General features: G+C 44.4%; 21 protein-coding genes. 4 read left to right on the forward strand and 17 right to left on the reverse strand.

Annotation, left to right across the window (positions count from 1 at the left end):
- Positions 1–492: 492 nt before the first annotated feature.
- From R7Z41_RS20945 to dusA, 7 genes are all read right to left on the reverse strand, one after another.
- A complete protein-coding gene (locus R7Z41_RS20945; protein ID WP_054729680.1) occupies positions 493–1272 on the reverse strand; it encodes a phosphoadenylyl-sulfate reductase in 780 nt (259 codons plus the stop codon).
- Positions 1265–3001, reverse strand: a complete 1737-nt coding sequence (gene cysI, locus R7Z41_RS20950; RefSeq protein WP_017821724.1) for an assimilatory sulfite reductase (NADPH) hemoprotein subunit — start codon at positions 2999–3001, stop codon at positions 1265–1267. The genes R7Z41_RS20945 and cysI overlap by 8 nt, the downstream gene beginning before the upstream one ends.
- Complete coding sequence (locus tag R7Z41_RS20955; protein WP_206971044.1) at positions 3001–4872, reverse strand: assimilatory sulfite reductase (NADPH) flavoprotein subunit; 1872 nt, start codon at positions 4870–4872, stop codon at positions 3001–3003. The genes cysI and R7Z41_RS20955 overlap by 1 nt, the downstream gene beginning before the upstream one ends.
- Positions 4873–4989: 117 nt before the next feature.
- On the reverse strand, positions 4990–5220 hold the full coding sequence (locus R7Z41_RS20960) for a hypothetical protein (RefSeq protein WP_005381264.1): 231 nt from the start codon (positions 5218–5220) through the stop codon (positions 4990–4992).
- Positions 5221–5377: 157 nt separating this feature from the next.
- Positions 5378–6037 (reverse strand): TIGR04219 family outer membrane beta-barrel protein, encoded by a 660-nt coding sequence (locus tag R7Z41_RS20965; protein ID WP_005381265.1) that lies wholly within the window; start codon positions 6035–6037, stop codon positions 5378–5380.
- Between the two features lie 98 nt (positions 6038–6135).
- The gene (gene pspG / locus R7Z41_RS20970) at positions 6136–6351 is read right to left on the reverse strand and encodes an envelope stress response protein PspG (protein ID WP_005381266.1); all 216 of its coding nucleotides are present in this window, start codon (positions 6349–6351) and stop codon (positions 6136–6138) included.
- 164 nt (positions 6352–6515) lie between these two features.
- A complete protein-coding gene (gene dusA / locus R7Z41_RS20975) occupies positions 6516–7496 on the reverse strand; it encodes a tRNA dihydrouridine(20/20a) synthase DusA (RefSeq protein WP_206971045.1) in 981 nt (326 codons plus the stop codon).
- 321 nt (positions 7497–7817) lie between these two features.
- Between dusA and zur the strand changes: the two genes are divergently transcribed.
- A complete protein-coding gene (gene zur, locus R7Z41_RS20980) occupies positions 7818–8282 on the forward strand; it encodes a zinc uptake transcriptional repressor Zur (RefSeq protein ID WP_005381268.1) in 465 nt (154 codons plus the stop codon).
- Between the two features lie 9 nt (positions 8283–8291).
- Positions 8292–8753, forward strand: a complete 462-nt coding sequence (locus R7Z41_RS20985) for a chemotaxis protein CheX (RefSeq protein ID WP_005381269.1) — start codon at positions 8292–8294, stop codon at positions 8751–8753.
- Between the two features lie 99 nt (positions 8754–8852).
- On the opposite strand, the gene pgi is transcribed toward R7Z41_RS20985, so the two are convergent.
- On the reverse strand, positions 8853–10505 hold the full coding sequence (pgi, locus tag R7Z41_RS20990) for a glucose-6-phosphate isomerase (protein WP_005381270.1): 1653 nt from the start codon (positions 10503–10505) through the stop codon (positions 8853–8855).
- Between the two features lie 305 nt (positions 10506–10810).
- Between pgi and R7Z41_RS20995 the strand changes: the two genes are divergently transcribed.
- On the forward strand, positions 10811–11230 hold the full coding sequence (locus R7Z41_RS20995; protein WP_005381271.1) for a secondary thiamine-phosphate synthase enzyme YjbQ: 420 nt from the start codon (positions 10811–10813) through the stop codon (positions 11228–11230).
- 38 nt (positions 11231–11268) lie between these two features.
- On the opposite strand, the gene alr is transcribed toward R7Z41_RS20995, so the two are convergent.
- Together alr and R7Z41_RS21005 are read right to left on the reverse strand one after the other, a co-directional pair.
- Positions 11269–12345, reverse strand: a complete 1077-nt coding sequence (gene alr / locus R7Z41_RS21000; protein ID WP_031777284.1) for an alanine racemase — start codon at positions 12343–12345, stop codon at positions 11269–11271.
- A 13-nt stretch (positions 12346–12358) separates the two neighbouring features.
- Complete coding sequence (locus R7Z41_RS21005) at positions 12359–13759, reverse strand: replicative DNA helicase (RefSeq protein ID WP_005382759.1); 1401 nt, start codon at positions 13757–13759, stop codon at positions 12359–12361.
- 221 nt (positions 13760–13980) lie between these two features.
- Between R7Z41_RS21005 and R7Z41_RS21010 the strand changes: the two genes are divergently transcribed.
- The gene (locus R7Z41_RS21010) at positions 13981–14745 is read left to right on the forward strand and encodes a DUF481 domain-containing protein (RefSeq protein WP_005381276.1); all 765 of its coding nucleotides are present in this window, start codon (positions 13981–13983) and stop codon (positions 14743–14745) included.
- Positions 14746–14822: 77 nt separating this feature from the next.
- Here the strand turns inward: R7Z41_RS21010 and rplI are convergent, their stop codons facing one another.
- The 7 genes from rplI to R7Z41_RS21045 all read right to left on the reverse strand — a co-directional run bounded on the left by rplI (position 14823) and on the right by R7Z41_RS21045 (position 19682).
- Positions 14823–15275, reverse strand: coding sequence for a 50S ribosomal protein L9 (gene rplI, locus R7Z41_RS21015; RefSeq protein WP_005382760.1), 453 nt, complete (start codon positions 15273–15275; stop codon positions 14823–14825).
- 33 nt (positions 15276–15308) lie between these two features.
- On the reverse strand, positions 15309–15536 hold the full coding sequence (gene rpsR, locus R7Z41_RS21020) for a 30S ribosomal protein S18 (protein ID WP_000090472.1): 228 nt from the start codon (positions 15534–15536) through the stop codon (positions 15309–15311).
- 16 nt (positions 15537–15552) lie between these two features.
- Entirely contained in the window at positions 15553–15855 is a 303-nt protein-coding gene (gene priB / locus R7Z41_RS21025; protein ID WP_085344356.1) for a primosomal replication protein N, read from the reverse strand.
- An 8-nt stretch (positions 15856–15863) separates the two neighbouring features.
- The gene (gene rpsF, locus R7Z41_RS21030) at positions 15864–16253 is read right to left on the reverse strand and encodes a 30S ribosomal protein S6 (RefSeq protein WP_005381299.1); all 390 of its coding nucleotides are present in this window, start codon (positions 16251–16253) and stop codon (positions 15864–15866) included.
- 244 nt (positions 16254–16497) lie between these two features.
- Positions 16498–17169, reverse strand: a complete 672-nt coding sequence (gene rpe / locus R7Z41_RS21035; RefSeq protein ID WP_005381300.1) for a ribulose-phosphate 3-epimerase — start codon at positions 17167–17169, stop codon at positions 16498–16500.
- A 92-nt stretch (positions 17170–17261) separates the two neighbouring features.
- Positions 17262–18101, reverse strand: a complete 840-nt coding sequence (locus R7Z41_RS21040; protein WP_005382762.1) for a Dam family site-specific DNA-(adenine-N6)-methyltransferase — start codon at positions 18099–18101, stop codon at positions 17262–17264.
- 69 nt (positions 18102–18170) lie between these two features.
- Complete coding sequence (locus tag R7Z41_RS21045; RefSeq protein ID WP_033907307.1) at positions 18171–19682, reverse strand: SPOR domain-containing protein; 1512 nt, start codon at positions 19680–19682, stop codon at positions 18171–18173.
- Between the last annotated feature and the right edge of the window lie 13 nt (positions 19683–19695).

Below are 19695 nucleotides of genomic sequence, written 5' to 3' on the forward strand. Positions count from 1 at the left end.
GTTTCATTGAAACCTAATTTGATACCGAAGTATCGAATTGGATTATCATCAACGAGTGCCCACACAGATTGATAGGTCTATATTGTTAAAGAGCAACTCTTCTTTGTGATTGACATCACTTCGGAAGAGGCGGCCATTCTAGCGAGATAATTTATCGTGTCAAACACTTTCTTCAAATTATTTCGTTTTTCTTTTCAGCCTTATCAACTTCGCTTAAACCCTTCTGAGCCCTTGCCCTGTCGACGAGGAGGCATTATAGAGATCGCGCTCACATTGGCAAGTGTTATTTTTCAAAAATTGCAAAAATAATGGTTAAACGATGAGTTTTCGATCAAACCTTTATTTATTCAACTTTACCCCAAACTCTCACACAACTTATCCACAGAGTTGTGCTTTGAGACGTATTTTTCAAGTACCATAAATAAAGAAAGCTGCTTTATTGCAGCTATCTTTATTAAACTTAACCTAAACTCTATTTAAAGAGTATTATGGCTATATGCCAGACCCATCTTGTTCAGAGCCATCATCTTCGTGTAGGCCACATTCTCGCTTTAAGCCAAAGAATCGAGTTTCTTCCTCTGACATTCCCGGCTCCCATTTACGAGTGGTATGTGTATCACCAACTGAAAGGTAACCTTCATCCCACAATGGGTGGTATTTAAGGCCGTGTTGTTCTAAGTAGTAATGAACGTCTTTATTAGTCCAATCAATTACTGGTAGAAATTTAAACACACCGTTCTGAATGGATAGAATCGGTAAACCTGCACGAGATTTACTTTGCTCTCGACGCAATCCAGAGAACCACGTTCCAACATTAAGCTCTTTTAACGCTCGACGCATCGGCTCAACTTTATTGAGCTTGTTGTATTTTTCAATTCCCTCTACACCCTGCTCCCATAATTTTCCATATCGAGCCTCTTGCCAATTCGCACTTTCTTTGGCTCGATAAACTTTTAAATTTAGGTTGAGAGCATCTGTCAGCTCATCGATAAATCGGTACGTCTCAGCAAACAGGTAACCAGTATCGGTTAGAATGACGGGGATGTCCGTTTTGGCGCGAGTAACTAAATGAAGCATAACCGCGGCTTGAATACCAAAACTAGAAGAAACCGCGAACTCGCCTTCTAGATTATCTAAAGCCCACGCTACTCTCTCTTGTGCTGAAAGCTTTTCGAGCTCGACATTAATTTGAGCAAGACGGAGGATTTGCTCCGTCTTTGTTAATGTCAGTAACTCTGTGAGCTCCAGCTTGGATGCTACAGAATCAAGCATGAAAGTCCCTCTTTGATACGAGCACTTCTTGGATAATGCCAGCACGAATAGTGAAATCGCCAAAGGCTTCGCCTTCTTCACGCTCTTTCGACCATCGAGCCACCAGCAGATCAATCTCTTCTAAGATTTGCTTATCCGTGATGTTCTCTTTATACATTTTTGGTACTCGAGTACCAGCACGGTTACCACCTAGGTGCAAGTTGTAACGACCCGGCGCTTTGCCAACTAGACCAATTTCAGCCAACATTGCGCGACCACAACCATTTGGACACCCAGTTACACGCAAAATGATGTTGTCATTTTCTGGTAGGTTGTGCTTCTCCAGAATCCCCTCCACATCAGTAACAAACTGAGGAAGGAAACGTTCAGCTTCTGCCATCGCTAGCGGACAAGTTGGAAAAGCAACACACGCCATTGAGTTCTTACGCTGTTCACTTACGCCGTCGTCCATTAAGCCATGTTCACGAGCGATCTTTTCAATTTTCGCTTTTTCGTTTTTAGGTACACCCGCAACAATTAGGTTTTGGTTCGCTGTCATGCGGAAATCGCCTTTGTGGATTTTGGCAATTTCAGCAACACCCGTCTTAAGTGGTTTACCTGGAAAGTCTAATAAGCGACCGTTTTCGATGAAAAGCGCTAAATGATATTTACCATCAATTCCTTCTACCCAGCCAATACGGTCACCACGTTCTGTGAATTCATATGGACGGCTTTGCTCAAACTTAACACCAGCACGTTTCTCGACTTCCGCTTTAAAGACATCGCTACCTACACGATCCAATGTGTATTTGGTTTTTGCGTTCTTACGGTTTGAACGGTTACCCCAGTCGCGCTGAGTTGTTACTACAGCTGCGGCAACATCAAGTGTCTTGTCTAGCGGAATAAAGCCAAAGTCGTCAGCGCGGCGCGGATAAGTTGATGTATCGCCATGCGTCATCGCTAAGCCGCCGCCGACCAGGACGTTAAAACCAACCAGCTTGCCGTTATCTGCAATCGCTACGAAGTTGAGATCGTTAGCGTGTACATCTACGTCATTTTGCGGTGGGATAACCACTGTGGTTTTAAACTTACGTGGTAAGTAGTTCTTGCCTAGAATCGGTTCGTCTTCTTCTGTGCTTTCTACTTTTTCACCGTCTAGCCAAATCTCTGCATAAGCGCGTGTTTTCGGAAGCAGGTGTTCACTGATTCTCTTCGCCCATTCGTAAGCTTCTTGGTGTAACTCTGACTCCACTGGGTTAGTGGTACACAACACGTTACGGTTTACATCACCCGCGGTTGCAATCGAATCAATGCCAATACTGTTGAGCGTTTGATGCATCAACTTAATATTCGGTTTTAATACCCCATGAAACTGGAACGTTTGGCGAGTCGTCAGACGAATACTTCCATATAAAGAGTGCTCCGTTGCGAACTTGTCGATCGCTAACCATTGCGTTGGCGTGATGATGCCTCCAGGCATACGAGCACGAAGCATCACATTATGTAATGGTTCCAGTTTTTGCTTTGTGCGTTCATTACGGATATCACGATCGTCTTGTTGATACATACCGTGGAAACGAATTAACTGGAAGTTGTCGGCAGTAAAGCCACCAGTAATACGGTCCTGTAAATCTTGCTCAATGGTGCCACGTAATAAGTTGCTTTCTCGCTTCAGGCGCTCGTTATCAGATAGCGGCCCTAACTCTTCACCTAATACAACCTGCTTATTATTGTCCGTAGAAAAAGTCATTAGTACACATCCCTCTGATAACGTTTCGCTTTACGTAGGTCATTAATAAATTGTTCTGCATCGTCACGCGGCATCTTGCCTTCTTGTTCAGCAACGATAACCAATGCGTCGTGCACATCTTTTGCCATACGCGTTGCATCACCGCAGACATAGATATAAGCGCCTTCTTGGATCCACTGCCACACTTGAGCTGCGTTTTCTAAGATGCGATGTTGTACGTAAACCTTTTCTACTTGGTCACGACTAAAGGCAACATCCAATCGGCTTAGTACTCCTGACTTGAGATACTTTTGCCATTCCACTTGGTACAAGAAGTCTTGAGTGAACGTGCGATCACCAAAGAACAACCAGTTTTTGCCTTCAGCATCGCGGTTTTCACGTTCCTGAATAAAGCTACGGAATGGTGCGATCCCTGTGCCAGGACCAACCATGATAATTGGAGTACTATCATCTTCCGGCAGTTTAAAGTTGTTGTTATGCTCAACAAATACTTTAACTTCATCTCCCTCTTCGAGACGCTGAGCTAAGAAACTAGACGCACCACCATACCGTTTTTCGTCGTTTTGTTCGTACTCAACCAAAGCAACCGTTAGGTGTACTTCTTCATCAACCTCTTCTTGGCTTGATGCAATAGAGTAAAGGCGTGGAGTAAGACGACGAAGCAAACCAATCAATTCATCTGCGGTTAACTTGGTTTTCTTTTCTGCCAGTACATCAACGATTTGAGTATTTGCAGAGTAATCGCGAAGCTTATCTTTATCTTCAACTAACTTTTGTAGCTTCTTGCTACCGGATAACTCGGCAAACTTTGTGATGAGCTGTGGGTTAGATGTTGTGATTTCATATTTACTCACAAGAGCACTGTGGATTGACAAGCTTTCACCATCAACGTCAACAGTCTCAACCCCAGACAAACCGACCTTACCAAGAATGGCGTTTGCAAGTTCCGAGCTATTTTCAAACCACACACCTAGTGCATCACCTGGCTGATACGTTAAACCCGAGCCTTCTAAGTCGATTTCTATATGACGAACGTCTTTTCCAGAGTCACGGCCCGTGATTTTTTGACTGGTCAGTAACGTCGCAGTGTACGGATTTTGTTTATTGTAAGGAGAGTGCGCAGTCGCAGCTTGACCCACAGGAAGTTGAACCACATCCGCTTCAGAGCCAGAAGACAGTGTATCTTTTACCTTGTCTAACGCACTCTTACGCCATTCAGTTGCAGGAGCCTCATAATCCACATCGCAATCAAGACGCTCGATAAATGGAGTCGCGCCTAGCTTTGATAGGTAAGTGTCGAAGTCTTTACCGGTCTGACAGAAGAATTCGTAGCTAGAATCTCCCAATGCAATAACACCATATTGCAGGTTTGGCAGCTTAGGGGCCTTCTTCGATTGCAAAAACTCATGTAGCTCAATGGCATTATCAGGCGCTTCGCCTTCGCCGTTAGTCGATGCCACAATAATGACATGCGTTTCTTTGGCTAAGTTTTTACCTTTGTAATCGCTTGCATCAAAAAGTTCGACTGCAATTCCTTCTGCTTTTGCTTCCTGTTCCAGAGCTTCAGCAACACCTTTAGCATTGCCCGTTTGGGAAGCAAAAATAATACTCAACTTACCTGCTGGCTTCGCTGATACGGCTGCCGTCGCTTGTGCAATTGGCGTTACCGCTGTGTTTGGTTGATTTTGAGCTAATCCCCAAAAATACCCACTGACCCAAGCAAGTTGCTGTGAAGACAACTCAGAGACAGTTTGTTGGAGTGAGCTAATTTGTTGGTCATTCAGAGGGCTTGCGATTGGAGGATTTCCTCCTTGCCCATTATTATCTTCAGACACATTCTTGTGAGAATACTCATTCTTTTGAAAAGACATTATCACGACATCCCTATTCATTGCGTGACGATAGAGTACCCACTCTCCTTAATAACAAGAAAGAATAGAAGTGAATGTTTTATAACTTTTTGGAAGTAAGAACGGCTTACTTTTTGCTCATCGATCTTCAATGCGGACTTGTTGAAAGCCTACTGCCATTGCCGATTTTGACGCAGTATCCAAATCTTCATAAAGACATTCTTCGCCGTGACTGTCCGTTAGAAAAACAAAACCACCGCGCGCATGTCTGAACTCTACAACCCAACCACCCTCTTGGATTGCAGGCTCAATAATCGCTTCGATAAGCTGATTTTCACGGAATAGATGTCTTAGTTCATTTATTGTCATCGCTATCCCTGCTTTAACTTTCACATTGCTCCTAGGTAAGCATGGTCTAAGTCAGCCAAATAGGGAGAAATTTCGATTAGATATAATGAAGTGATATAAAAAAACGCCGCTTATAAAGCGACGTTTTAAGTAAATCGAATATCTAACATGGCTGAATTTAGAACGCGTATTCCGCACTCACAAAGAAGCCGTTAGCAAAAATAAACTCTTTCCCTAGATCCGACATGAATTTATCGGACTCTAAATCAATCACACGGTAACCTCCACGAAAAGCCAGTCGAGCTTTTTCGAGCGGTACATTGTATTGAACACCTGCCATGAAATCGGTGCTTTTGATACCTTTGTTGTCACCAAAGTTTATCTCACCAATCACATCAAAGTTTGTATCCGGAACTTGAATTTCTGCGTAACCATACCAAGCCCAAATCAGCTCATCAAATTCTTCTACACGCCTGCTTGAGCCAGCATCAATGTATTTAGTGTCACTTAAATTACTGAACGTGAGACCCGCATCAAAGTGCAATAAATCATGCTCTAGAACGTGGTAATACAAGGTTAAATCGAGCTTATCGAACCCCATGTAATCCGCATCAACACTTGAGTAACGAAGGCGCGCATTAGGGACGTATTTAACATCATGTTCAATCGCCGCGTAAAAAGTGCCCGCGGTACTGCTATCTCGTCTCACTTCATTAACTTTAGTGTCGGCAGCCCATACCTCTGCGCCGACTTTTGTCGATACAGAGTACTCTGCAAAAACAGGAAAAGATACTGCCAACGATAATGCCGTTAAAGCGATGTTCGCTTTATTTGTCATGTAGTATTTACTCCGAGATAGCTGATATTCACGTAGAGGACGTGGGAGGAAATATACCATATTCTCACGCCTCTCCATCAACTAAATGATGTTACTCATTATTTATAGCGGGGCTGAGCGACGTAATTCTTGAAGAACCAAATACCCAATGCAATCACGATTAACCATGGTAATAGTTTGAGTACCGCTCCAACCATTCCCAGTAAAAACATCACAACTAACGCAATACCAGTTGCTGCGAATACGGTCATCATTGTGATACCCGTAACCAACAAGGTCGCCGCAAAGACTAAAATAAAGATTAGCTCCAACATAATCACTTCTCCATTTGTTTTCAATAAACAGAGCAGTTTCCATACCAACTTATAGAGAAGAATTTAAGATTATGATTTTTAATAAAAAAACAAAACCAGAGGCATTTCTGCACTCTGGCTTTATCATTCTTTAGTTGGTAATTTTAGCCATTCACTGGCGAATTTTACACATTCAATTCTTTTGGAATCTTAGCTAGCGCGTCTTGCAATACTTCTAGACCAGAACCTGGTTTGTGCGCATTTTCACTGATATGACGACGCCATTGACGAGCACCGGGCATGCTTTGGAACAAACCTAACATGTGACGGGTAATGTGACCAAGGTACGCACCTTTCGCTAATTGCGCTTCAATGTATGGGTACATCTCTTCAACAATTTCGCTGCGTTTCTTCACTGGAGCATTAGAGCCAAACAACTCTTGGTCTACCGATGCCAGTAAATATGGGCTTTGGTATGCTTCACGACCAATCATCACACCGTCAAGATGCTGAAGATGTGCTTTTGCTTCTTCTAATGATTTCACGCCACCGTTAATCGCAATCGTTAGGTGTGAGAAGTCTTGCTTCAATTGGTAAGCGCGTGGGTAATCCAATGGTGGGATCTCGCGGTTTTCTTTTGGGCTTAGACCACTTAACCATGCTTTACGTGCGTGGATAGTGAACTGCTCACAGCCACCCTTTTCTGAAACAATAGAAACGAAATCCGTTAGGAACTCGTAAGAATCTTGATCATCAATACCAATGCGAGTCTTGACTGTTACAGGGGTATCGACCACGTCTTTCATTGCTGCGACACAATCCGCAACTAACTGCGGTTCAGCCATTAGGCAAGCACCAAATCGACCGTTTTGTACGCGGTCAGATGGACACCCCACATTTAGGTTAATCTCATCGTAGCCACGCTCTTGCGCTAGCTTGGCACACGTAGCCAAATCTGCTGGGTTTGAACCACCAAGTTGAAGGGCTAACGGATGCTCTTCTTCGTTATAAGCCAGGAAATCTCCTTTTCCATGAATGATCGCACCTGTCGTCACCATTTCAGTGTACAGCAGGGTTTCTTTGGTCATTAAGCGATGGAAGTAGCGACAATGACGATCAGTCCAATCTAACATTGGTGCTACGGAGAGCCTGCAAGAATGAGTCATGATATAAACACCCGTTTTTATGTTGCCAAGGTCGAGCGCAGCAGTACGCTCAAAAAATAAGTCGGGTATTGTATACCCAAGCACCTCTGGGTGCTAGTTTCAGCGAGAATGATTTGGTTGGCTGGCTAGCCAAATGCTTAGGAATACGCAGAAGTAATACGAATCTGTCATTCGTTGATTCATTCTGTGATGATTATTCCGCCTTCACACCACCACCGACTTGCTTTAATTCATGATTTTCGTTCTGATAGTGGGTAAAATGAAGCATTTCTAAACGAACTTCGTATAGAAATGATTTATCATAGAGCACGTCCGATAGTTATGGTGAAAGGTTTGAACCCAACAATCATTGAACAAATTGAAAGTATCTGCGCAGAGCGTGGAGTACGACTGACTCCGCAACGCCGACGCGTATTTGAACTCATTTGTTCTAATCGCCGCGCCTCAAGTGCGTATGAGCTATTGGAGCAACTAAAAGAGAGTGAGCCTCAGGCTAAGCCGCCCACTGTTTATCGAGCATTAGATTTTCTCCTAGAGCAAGGCTTCATCCACCGAGTGGAATCGACAAATAGCTTTATTACTTGTTGTTCTTTCAATACTCAGCAGCACTTTTTCCAATTACTAATTTGCGATAAATGTGGTGATGTCGTTGAACTCGAAGATGAGACGCTGATATCCTTGTTAGCCGAAAACGCCGAGAAGCATGGATTCAAACTGACCAACCAAGTTATTGAAACTCATGGTGAATGCCAGGCCTGTTCCTCCGAGACGAAAGAAAAAGTATAGAAGAACGTTATGCGCGCTGAATTTGTAAACCCGTTTTTAGCTTCTTTAATGAACGTGCTAAAAACTATGGCTTCTCTTGAGCTGAAGCCACAAAAACCGCGAATCAAAAAAGATGAGATCGCACGAGGTGACGTTTCTGGTCTGATTGGTATGGTAGGCCCACAAACTCGTGGTTCAATGTCGATCACCTTTGATGAAGCACTCGCCCTAGAAATCATGCAGAACATGCTTGGTGAACGTCCAAATGGGCTCAATGAAGAAGTGACCGATATGGTGGGTGAGATCACCAACATGGTTACTGGTGGTGCGAAACGCATTCTGGCGGAAAGTGGTTTTGACTTTGATATGGCAACACCGGTTGTGGTTTCGGGCCGAGGTCATACGATTCGCCACAAGTGTGAAGGCTCAATTATTATCATGCCTTTCTCTTCCCAATGGGGAAATGCCTTTATCGAAATTTGCTTCGAATAAAAGAGAAAAAATAGGTTGGCACTGGCCAACCTATTTTGTTTTTGCCTCAGGCAATAAAAAGGTCAGCATTTGCTGACCTTTTCTTTATCTATTCAAACATTAAGCTTTGAACGCTTTAAATGCGTTGATTAGACCGTTTGTTGAGCTGTCATGCGAGCTGATTTGAGACTCGTCTGCAAGCTCAGGTAGGATTTGGTTAGCCAGTTGTTTACCTAGCTCCACGCCCCACTGGTCAAAGCTGAAGATATTCCAGATAACACCTTGTACGAAAATTTTGTGTTCGTACATTGCGATCAAGTTACCTAGCGTACGAGGCGTGATTTGCTTCACTAGAATAGAGTTTGTTGGACGGTTACCTTCAAACACTTTGAATGGCGCAATCGCTGCCACTTCTTCAGCATTCTTACCTACTTTCACCAACTCTTCTTTCACGGTTTCTTCATTTTTACCAAACGCTAGAGCTTCAGTTTGCGCGAAGAAGTTAGACATCAGTTTTTGGTGATGATCGCTAGCTGGGTTGTGGCTAATTGCAGGTGCAATGAAGTCACATGGGATAAGCTTAGTACCTTGGTGAATTAGCTGGTAGAACGCGTGCTGACCGTTGGTACCTGGTTCACCCCAAATGATTGGGCCAGTTTGGTAAGTTACAGCATTGCCGTCACGGTCAACGTATTTACCGTTTGATTCCATGTTACCTTGCTGGAAGTACGCCGCGAAACGGTGCATGTACTGATCGTAAGGCAGAATAGCTTCTGATTCCGCACCGTGGAAGTTGTTGTACCAAATACCGATAAGCGCAAGGATCACAGGGATGTTGCTTTCTAGATCTGTTGATACAAAGTGCTTGTCCATCTCGTGAGCGCCATCAAGCAGCTCAACGAAGTTGTCGAAACCTACTGCTAGTGCAATTGATAGACCGATCGCAGACCATAGTGAGTAACGGCCACCAACCCAGTCCCAGAATTCAAACATGTTCGCTGTATCGATACCAAATTCAGACACGGCTGTCGCGTTTGTTGAAAGCGCAGCAAAGTGCTTAGCCACATGAGCCTGATCACCCGCCGATTCTAGGAACCAATCACGAGCAGTGTGCGCGTTAGTCATGGTTTCTTGTGTTGTAAACGTCTTAGACGCGATCAAGAATAACGTCGTTTCTGGGTTAACTTTCTTCAACGTTTCAACGATGTGTGTACCATCAACGTTAGATACGAAGTGAAGGTTTAGATGATTTTTGTATGGCGCTAGAGCTTCCGTCACCATGTAAGGGCCAAGGTCAGAACCGCCGATACCGATGTTCACAATATCGGTAATTGCTTTGCCTGTGTAACCTTTCCATTCACCGCCGATAACGCGCTCAGTGAATGATTTCATTTTTTCTAGAACCGCGTTCACTGCTGGCATTACGTCTTCGCCATCTACCATAACTGGAGTATTAGCGCGGTTACGTAGTGCAGTGTGAAGAACAGCGCGACCTTCTGTTTGGTTGATCGCTTCACCACTGAACATCGCTTCAATTGCAGATTTCAGCTCGGTCTCTTTCGCAAGAGCAAACAGGTGCTTCAGAGTTTCCTCATTGATGAGGTTCTTTGAGTAATCGACTAGGATGTCTGAGCCGAAACGTGCAGAGTATTTGTCGAAACGCGCTGCGTCTTGAGCAAACAGCTCTTTAAGATCCATATCTTGTGCAGATTCGAAATGCGCCGTTAGCGCTTTCCAAGCTTGTGTTTGCGTTGGATTGATATTTTTCAACATGGTCTTTATCCCGATGTTACAGTAGGTTCCATTCCTTACAGTCTAGAGAAAACTGTGGAATCCCCGATTTAGCAAATAGAATATAAATTAGATGTTTGGGCAAATTGCCACAAAACAAGTCTTTGTAATTTTTTTTCAGGCGCCAATTATGACCGAGAGCTTTTACACTCACATTGAGTTAGGTCACGTTCCCTGCCCTGAAATTGAACATTCATTTACGATGACAAGAATCATATCATTTACTAATGACAGGCTCTAATTGGAATAGGATAGACGCCAATTTATAAATTTCCAAAGGAACACGTATGTGGGCACAAAAAACACTGCAATTAAAAGCGAGAAGCCGCGGTTTTCACCTGATAACTGATGAAATTGAACAACAATTACCACAAATAAACGAACTTTCAGTAGGTTTATTACACTTATTTATTCAGCACACCTCCGCCAGTTTGACCTTAAATGAGAATGCTGATCCAACCGTGCGTATGGACATGGAAGCGCACTTCAATAAGTTTGTGCCAGAGCGTGCTCCTTATTATCAGCACACCTATGAAGGTGACGACGACATGCCGGCACATATTAAAGCATCACTGCTGGGCAGTAGTGTGACGGTACCAATCCAAAATGGTCGATTAGCTTTAGGAACATGGCAAGGTATTTACTTGGGTGAGCATCGAGACTTTGGTGGCGGCCGCCGCGTTATTGCTACGATTAACGGTGAGTAGATAAAACAAAGGCTAACCTTGGGTTAGCCTTTCGTTGTTTATTTTGAGTATTCCATCTCGACGCGAGGCGTTAGCTTAGTCACGAGTTCATACGCAATCGTACCAATGTGACCCGCCACTTCTTCTACTGGGAGCTCTTTCCCCCAAAGAATCGCTTCGTCGCTGACTTTATCCGTTGCGTCTGGTCCCAAATCGACCGTCAGCATATCCATGGAAACTCGACCTGCAATAGGTACTTTACGGCCATTAACCCACACCGGCGTACCGTTTGGAGCACTTCTTGGGTAACCGTCACCATACCCTACAGCGATGACACCAACTTTTGTATCTCGCTCACTGGTCCAAATACCACCGTAGCCAACACTTTCGCCCTTCTTCACTTCACGTACCGCAATAAGGTGGGATTTAAGTGTCATAACAGGTTGATACCCAAGATCTTGCGCCGTTTTGTCATCGAATGGCGACACGCCATACATGATAATACCCGGACGAACCCAATCTAAATGGCTTTGAGGCCATGCCAATAACCCCGCAGATGCCGCCAGTGAACGTTCCCCTTGGCAACCAGAAGTCAACGATTTAAACAGCTCAATCTGTTGTGGGGTAATATCGCTATCCAGCTCATCTGCACAGCCAAAGTGGCTCATGTAACGCAACGGTTTCGCTACATTTGGACACTCCTTCAGCCGCGTTACAAACTCGTCATATTGTTCAGGACGAACCCCAAGGCGGTGCATGCCACTGTCAATCTTCAGCCACACGACAACCGGAGTTTCAAGGTCTGCTTGCTCCAAGGCGATAAGCTGCTCTTCACAGTGCACCACAGTTTGGATGTTGTTCGTCACAAGAACAGGTAAGTCACCAGGAGAGTAAAAACCTTCTAGCAATAGAATCGGCTTTACTACTCCACAAGCGCGCAGTTGCAATGCTTCTTCAATACGAGCCACACCAAACGCATCCGCATGGTTAGCATGTTTTGCGACATGACGTAATCCGTGACCATAACCATTGGCCTTGACGACAGCCATCACTTTACTTTGTGGTGCTTGAGCTTTTACGCGCTGTAAGTTGTGCTGCAACGCAGACAAATCAATGCACGCCTTGGCCGCTTTCATATAGCTCATGGGATTACTCATCATCAATATCGAATGCAGGACCCGCGTAGTTGTCGAAACGCGAATGTTGACCTTGGAAAGTGAGGCGAACAGAGCCGATAGGACCATTACGCTGTTTACCAATAATGATTTCAGCCGTACCTTTGTACGGACTATCTGGGTGATAAACCTCATCACGGTAGATGAACATGATCAAGTCGGCATCCTGCTCGATGGAACCGGATTCACGCAAGTCCGAGTTTACTGGTCGTTTATCCGCACGTTGCTCTAGGGAACGGTTTAGCTGCGACAGTGCCACAACAGGCACATTTAGCTCTTTTGCCAGCGCCTTAAGAGAGCGAGAGATCTCAGCAATCTCAAGAGTACGGTTATCGGTTAACGAAGGCACGCGCATCAACTGAAGGTAGTCGACCATGATCATCGATAGACCGCCATGTTCACGAGCGATACGGCGAGCGCGCGAACGCACTTCGGTCGGAGTTAGACCAGAGCTATCATCAATGTACATATTCTTCTTCTGCATCAGGATACCCATAGTAGAAGAAATACGCGCCCAATCTTCGTCATCTAGCTGACCCGTACGGATCTTGGTTTGGTCAACACGAGACAAAGAGGCCAACATACGCATCATCAACTGTTCAGCTGGCATCTCTAACGAGAAAATAAGTACGGGCTTTTCTTGTTGCATGGCCGCATTTTCACACAAGTTCATCGCAAAGGTCGTTTTACCCATCGATGGACGCGCTGCGACAATCACCAAATCAGAGCCTTGCAAACCTGCGGTTTTCTTATTGAGATCGGTGAAACCGGTATCGACCCCCGTAACACCATCTTGTGGCGTTTTATACAACAACTCGATACGTTCTAACGTCTTTTCGAGGATGTTGTCGACGTTTTGTGGTCCTTCGTTTTCACTAGTTCGAGACTCGGCGATAGCAAAAACTTTACTCTCCGCCATGTCTATTAAATCTTCAGAACTGCGACCTTGAGGGTCATAGCCCGCGTCCGCAATTTCATTCGCGACACCAATAAGGCCACGAACAATCGCACGCTCAGCGACAATATCAGCATACGCATTGATGTTAGCTGCACTTGGCGTATTCTTCGCCAAGTCAGCGAGGTAAGCAAAACCGCCTACATCTTCTAACAACTCGTGACGCTCTAGATATTCCGATAAAGTAATAAGATCGAGAGGTTTACCCGCTTCAAGAATAGTTTTTACACCTTCAAAAATCAGGCGGTGTGGACGACTATAGAAATCACTGCTCACAACACGTTCGGCAACGGTGTCCCAACGTTCATTATCCAGTAAAAGACCACCAATTACTGATTGCTCGGCTTCTAGTGAGTGAGGTGGCACTTTGATTGCGTCGACCTGACTGTCTGAAGGTTTGCGATTTCTGTTTTCCGCCATGACTTTGCTCGATAACTACTATTGACCCACGATTATAACCTTAACCTAGCTGAGATGCTTCCCCGAAGCGACAATTACTTGTTAAGAAATCATCATGTGAACCACCCGGGTAATAGCCTGGTTCTTCCGCCTAGCTCTAATAAAAATTAACCTACCATTGACCCAACCAAATATCTGTATCAGTATCATGCCCCTCCTTTTTGATTACGTTCGAGGTTGATGTGTCCCGATACTGGTTACTTAGCTTTAGCCTACTGTGCGCTAGTGCATCGTATGCTGACGAATCAGTACAGCCAGAGCAAAATATTGATGTACCCGACCCACTAAAAACCGAGGTGGAGTTCGGCTATCAAGCTCACACAGGTAACACGGACTCTCGTTCCCTGAATGCTCGTTTGAGTGCTGAATATACGTCAGGTCGACACCGTTCTAATGGTGAATGGAAGTACTACAACTTGTACAAAGACGGTGAAGAAGACAAACGCTCATCCACCTACTCCCTACAGAGTGACTACAAGTTAGGCCCTAAGACATATTTGTATGGCAGCTTTAAAGGGGTGGATTCTCGCTACAGTGCTTATTTTAAAGACTATACGTTGTCAGGTGGTTTGGGTTACCAGTTCTCCTACACTGAGAACTTCATTTTAGAGGTAGAGGTAGGCCCTGGTTTTCGCTATCAAGAGCCAAACTTAGACGAAATAGATGATGACGATATTGTCTTTCCCGATATCGTTAGAGAAGGCATTTTTCGAGGAAATATCAACACAACTTGGCATGCGTTGGATAATTTAAGTTTCGCAGCTGATATTACGTTGGTAACAGGTAGAAGTAACACACGTACTGATAGTGAACTCAGTGTAACCAATGATATTACTGAAGATATTGCACTGAAACTGGCGCACTCTCGTCAGTATCACGATAAAGTGCCTGAAGGCTTAAGCAAAGCGGACAGCGTATTTTCCGTTAATTTACTTTTCGCTTTTTAACCCTTTTTCTCTCAGTTTTAGAAATAAAAAAAGCACCTCCAAGGAGGTGCTTTTTAGTATTTCGTCTTGATACTGAATTACTCAGCAGCAACAACTTGTAGGTTAACTGTCGCGAAAACTTCAGAGTGAAGTTGAACGCTGATCTCGAACTCACCAGTGTTACGTAGAGCACCTTCAGGAAGGCGAACTTCGCTCTTAGCAACTTCAACGCCTGCAGCTGTGATAGCGTCAGCGATGTCACGAGTACCGATAGAACCGAATAGTTTGCCTTCGTCACCAGCTTTAGAAGCGATAACTACCGCTTCTAGAGCGTTAACTTTCTCTGCGCGAGCTTCTGCAGCAGCTAGTTGCTCAGCAACTTTAGCTTCTAGTTCAGCACGACGAGCTTCAAACATTTCAACGTTAGCTTTAGTTGCCATAACTGCTTTACCTTGTGGGATAAGGAAGTTACGAGCGTAGCCAGATTTAACGTTTGCAGTATCGCCAAGACCACCTAGGTTACCAATTTTATCAAGTAGAATAACTTGCATTGCTTAATCCTCTTTCTTAATAAAATGAACCGATTACTGATGCTTGTCAGTGTACGGTAGTAGAGCTAGGTAGCGTGAACGCTTGATAGCACGTGCTAGTTGACGCTGGTACTTAGCGCTTGTACCAGTGATACGGCTAGGTACGATTTTACCAGCTTCAGTGATGTAGTTTTTAAGAGTTGCTACGTCTTTGTAATCAATCTCTTGTACGCCTTCTGCAGTGAAACGGCAGAATTTACGACGACGGAAGAAACGAGCCATGGGCTATCTCCTGATCTTAAATTTGAGTAATGTTGTCGGCGTGTAACACTAATTTTCCCACGCCATTTCGGCCGGTTTGATAAGTGACAAAACCACTTACCTTAATGTTACTGCCTTGAACTAAATTCTGAGTTAGTGCTTGTGACTCAAGCCCGCTGACGACTACCGGCATACGACAATAAACTTGTCGAGGTAAGTCAGCTTCGATAATAGTAGAGCGATGCTCCAGCCAAAACCGACAGTGTTCAATGCCACCAGGGCTTTTACTACGAATGGGCGGTTTGGCAATGGTGCCGCTCAGCTCCATTCGATTGGCCATAAGAAAACTTACTCAGCAGCTTCTGACTTAGCTTCAGGCTTAGCTTCAGAACGCTCTTCACGACGTGGAGCACGCTCTTCTTTTTGCTTAAGCATGATAGATTGCTCAGTGATCGCTGCTTTAGTACGCATGATCATGTTACGTAGAACTGCATCGTTGAAACGGAAAGCAGTTTCTAGCTCATCAATTACAGCTTGGTCAGCTTCAACGTTCATAAGAACGTAGTGAGCTTTGTGAAGCTTGTTGATTGGGTAAGCCAGTTGACGACGGCCCCAGTCTTCTAGACGGTGGATTTTACCGCCAGCTTCAGTGATTGAACCAGTGTAACGCTCGATCATGCCAGCAACTTGCTCGCTTTGATCTGGGTGCACCATGAATACGATTTCGTAATGACGCATTGGTTGCTCCTTACGGATTATTCAGCTTCCACAAATGGCTCAGTCGTCCAGAGGAAGCAAGGAACTAAAGATAATTGACTGAGTTTAAGGAGCACGAATAGTACAGAAAGGGCGTAAAATAGGCAAGTGATTATTTGCTCAGCGCAGTGGATATTTAATTTCTTCTAATACTAGAAAACACAAAGGCTGCCAACAAGCTGGCAGCCTTTAAAATCAGCGTGTTATTGCGCTGGCTTATCGGTGCTTATTTAACTTCAGCCAGTTCAGCGCGCATTTGATCGATCACTTGTTTGTAATCTGGCTCACCGAAAATCGCCGAGCCTGCAACAAACATGTCTGCGCCCGCTTCTGCAATTTCACGAATGTTGTCAACCTTCACACCGCCATCGATTTCTAAGCGGATATCACGGCCAGACTCGTCAATCATCTTACGAACGGCACGCAGTTTATCTAGTGTATGAGGAATGAATGATTGACCACCAAAACCAGGGTTTACCGACATCAGTAGAATCATGTCGACTTTATCCATAATAAATTCAAGACTTGCAAGTGGCGTTGCTGGGTTTAGTACCACACCAGCCTGACAGCCGTGCTCTTTAATTAACTGCAGTGTACGGTCTACATGATCAGAAGCTTCTACATGGAACGTAATCATCGACGCACCCGCTTTTGCGAAATCAGGAATAATACGGTCAACGGGTTTCACCATTAGGTGAACATCGATTGGCGCTGTGATGCCATAATCGCGTAGTGCTTTACACACAGGCGCACCAAAAGTCAGGTTTGGTACATAGTGGTTATCCATAACGTCGAAATGCACCACATCCGCACCCGCTGCGAGTACTTTTTCTACATCTTCACCGAGACGAGCAAAATCTGCCGATAAAATGGATGGAGCAATAAGAAAATCTTTCATACCTGACCTCAGTAGTAATGAGCAAACAATCTGCGCGCAATTCTACCGAAGCCAGTGGGGAGATCCACTATTTAGATATAATAGTGTGAGAATTAAGAGCTTGATTTATCCATGTCTGGCGCATGAAAAAGCGCAAGTAGCTCATCAACTTTATTACGACCGTTACCATTACGGCTAATGGTACGCTTTACTTTAACCACATTAAGATCCGCACCGTGATACAACCGACGTGTCAAGGTAGTGTCGTGGTTAGAAATCAACACAGGAATGCCACGTTCAGTCGCTGTTCTTTCAGCAATGTCGGCTAATGCAGCTTGGTCGTCCAACGTGAAACCATTACCTGCGTATGAGGTGAAATTTGCCGTATTTGAAAGCGGCGCATAAGGTGGATCGCAATACACGACGCTCCCTTTGCGCGCACGACGAAATGTTTCAGGATAACCTTCACAAACAAACGTAGCTTTTTTGGCTTTTTCTGCAAAAAACTCCAATTCCGCCTCAGGGAAATACGGCTTTTTGTAAGAGCCAAACGGTACATTGAAGCCACCTTTTTTGTTGTAACGGCATAGGCCATTAAAACCAAAGCGGTTCATGTACAAAAACGCTAAAGAGCGGTACATCACGTCATCGGTTTTATTAAACTCAGCGCGAATGTGTAGGTAGGCTTCTTTGCGGTTGTTCTCAGCGACAAACCAACGCTTCGCTTCAGAGATATACTCTTCAGGGCGTTCTTTCAGCAGGTTGTACAGATTGATCAAATCTGGATTGATATCTGCAAGTAGATAATGGTCATAATCGGTATTCAGAAACACTGAGCCCGCACCAACAAAAGGTTCAACTAGCTTTCGAGCCGGCGGCAAATGACGTTGGATGTCTTCAACCAGTCCGTATTTTCCTCCTGCCCATTTAAGAAAGGCTCGTTGCTTTTTCATCTACTGCTCTATCTATCGACCAAAAATTAAGGCTGCGGAATGTAACATATTTTTCAGGGAAGCTCAGGTTTATTTCACTCGTTCAATTTCACGGTGAACCTGACGGAGTGATTTTGCCCAAGGACTCACCGACTTAACCGAATCTGGCAAGCTTGCGACGGCATCACGAGCCATTTGAATTGTCGGATAATCTTGATATGTGATGATATACCACTCGGTGTCATTACGAACGGTAGGATAAATTCGCACTTGATTATTCAGTTGATGCTCATTGAGAAAGGATTGTACATCTTCCATTGAGGTCATAGCTGCGAGTTGTAAAGTATAAGCTCTTGGCGATAGCGCTTTTAGTTCTTCACGAGCAAATGAAAACTTCACAACAGGTTGGTTTGCCTCACCCTCTTCTGACTGAGCAGGTGCTTGCGTCATATCTTGATTCGGTTTTACGACTTTAATCAAAGGGGAGCTAGTTTCATCGGCGGTTTCTGTCTTCTCAGTACCTACGACATCATCAATCGCTTTTGTGTCTGCTGAATCAGCTTTACCTTCAAGCAATGCATCGACCACATTCGACTCAATCACCACTCTTTGTTGATTGTCATCACTGCCTACGCTCGCTACTTCTTCTGTCACAGCTGGCGGTAATGAATCAGAATCATCAACCGCACCAGACTTATCAAGACTGCTAGAGCCATCGGTTACAGGTTGCAGTGAAGACTGCGCTGCACTGACTCCTGACTCTTCAAAAGTTGGAATAGCCGTTTGCTCTAAACTGCCAGCAATTTGCTGCGCTTTATCATCAGGACTTGGTTGACTAAGCATCCACCAATAGCCACCAGCAGCAAGCAACAGTAAGACTAATACCACCAACGCAATATTCAGGGGTGAACCGACAATCGAGCGGATAATGATCCTTTTTTCCACTTTCATCTCTCCTAACGCCATGATGTCACCCGGTACTGGGTCGACTTTTTTAAATGCATCTCGAACCCGTTTCTCAGACTCATCATCGACGTAGCGCGCAACAAGTGACTCAAAGAAACGACGAGCTTCCACTTCGGACAACATATCAATATCAAGCTCAACAGGCTTTATCTCTTGTCCATAACTGAGACGTGCTAGCAAACCGTCTAAACGTCCAGACTGTGTAAACAGTAAGACATTGATGGTCCAATTTGGCTTATGGTGCGCCTCTAAGACCAGCATCCAAAGCTCAGAGATAAGTGTCTCACTCAATAAATGCGCATCATCTACAACAATTGCAATGTCACACGCCTCATCACCTAAAAGCCTTTCAAGGCTATCAAGTAAAGGCTCTTGCTGATTAAACAATGCGTCTGAAACCAGTTGACTCAAAATAAGGACGCGATGCTGCACATCGTCTTGATTAGAATGACAAAGTAACAAACATTGATTCTTGTTACTGGCACCCACTTCAAGGTATCGCTGCGCTAACCAAGATTTCCCGTACCCATCATGACCATTAATCGCAATTAGATTGGAACCAAAGTTAGTCAGTAGACCTAATCTATCAAGCAACTCGATTTGAGAATCTAATTCCAGTACGTGAGCAACACTCATCTAATAACCTTAA

The organism is Vibrio sp. 1457 (genome assembly GCF_033340195.1).
Lineage (GTDB): Bacteria > Pseudomonadota > Gammaproteobacteria > Enterobacterales > Vibrionaceae > Vibrio > Vibrio alginolyticus.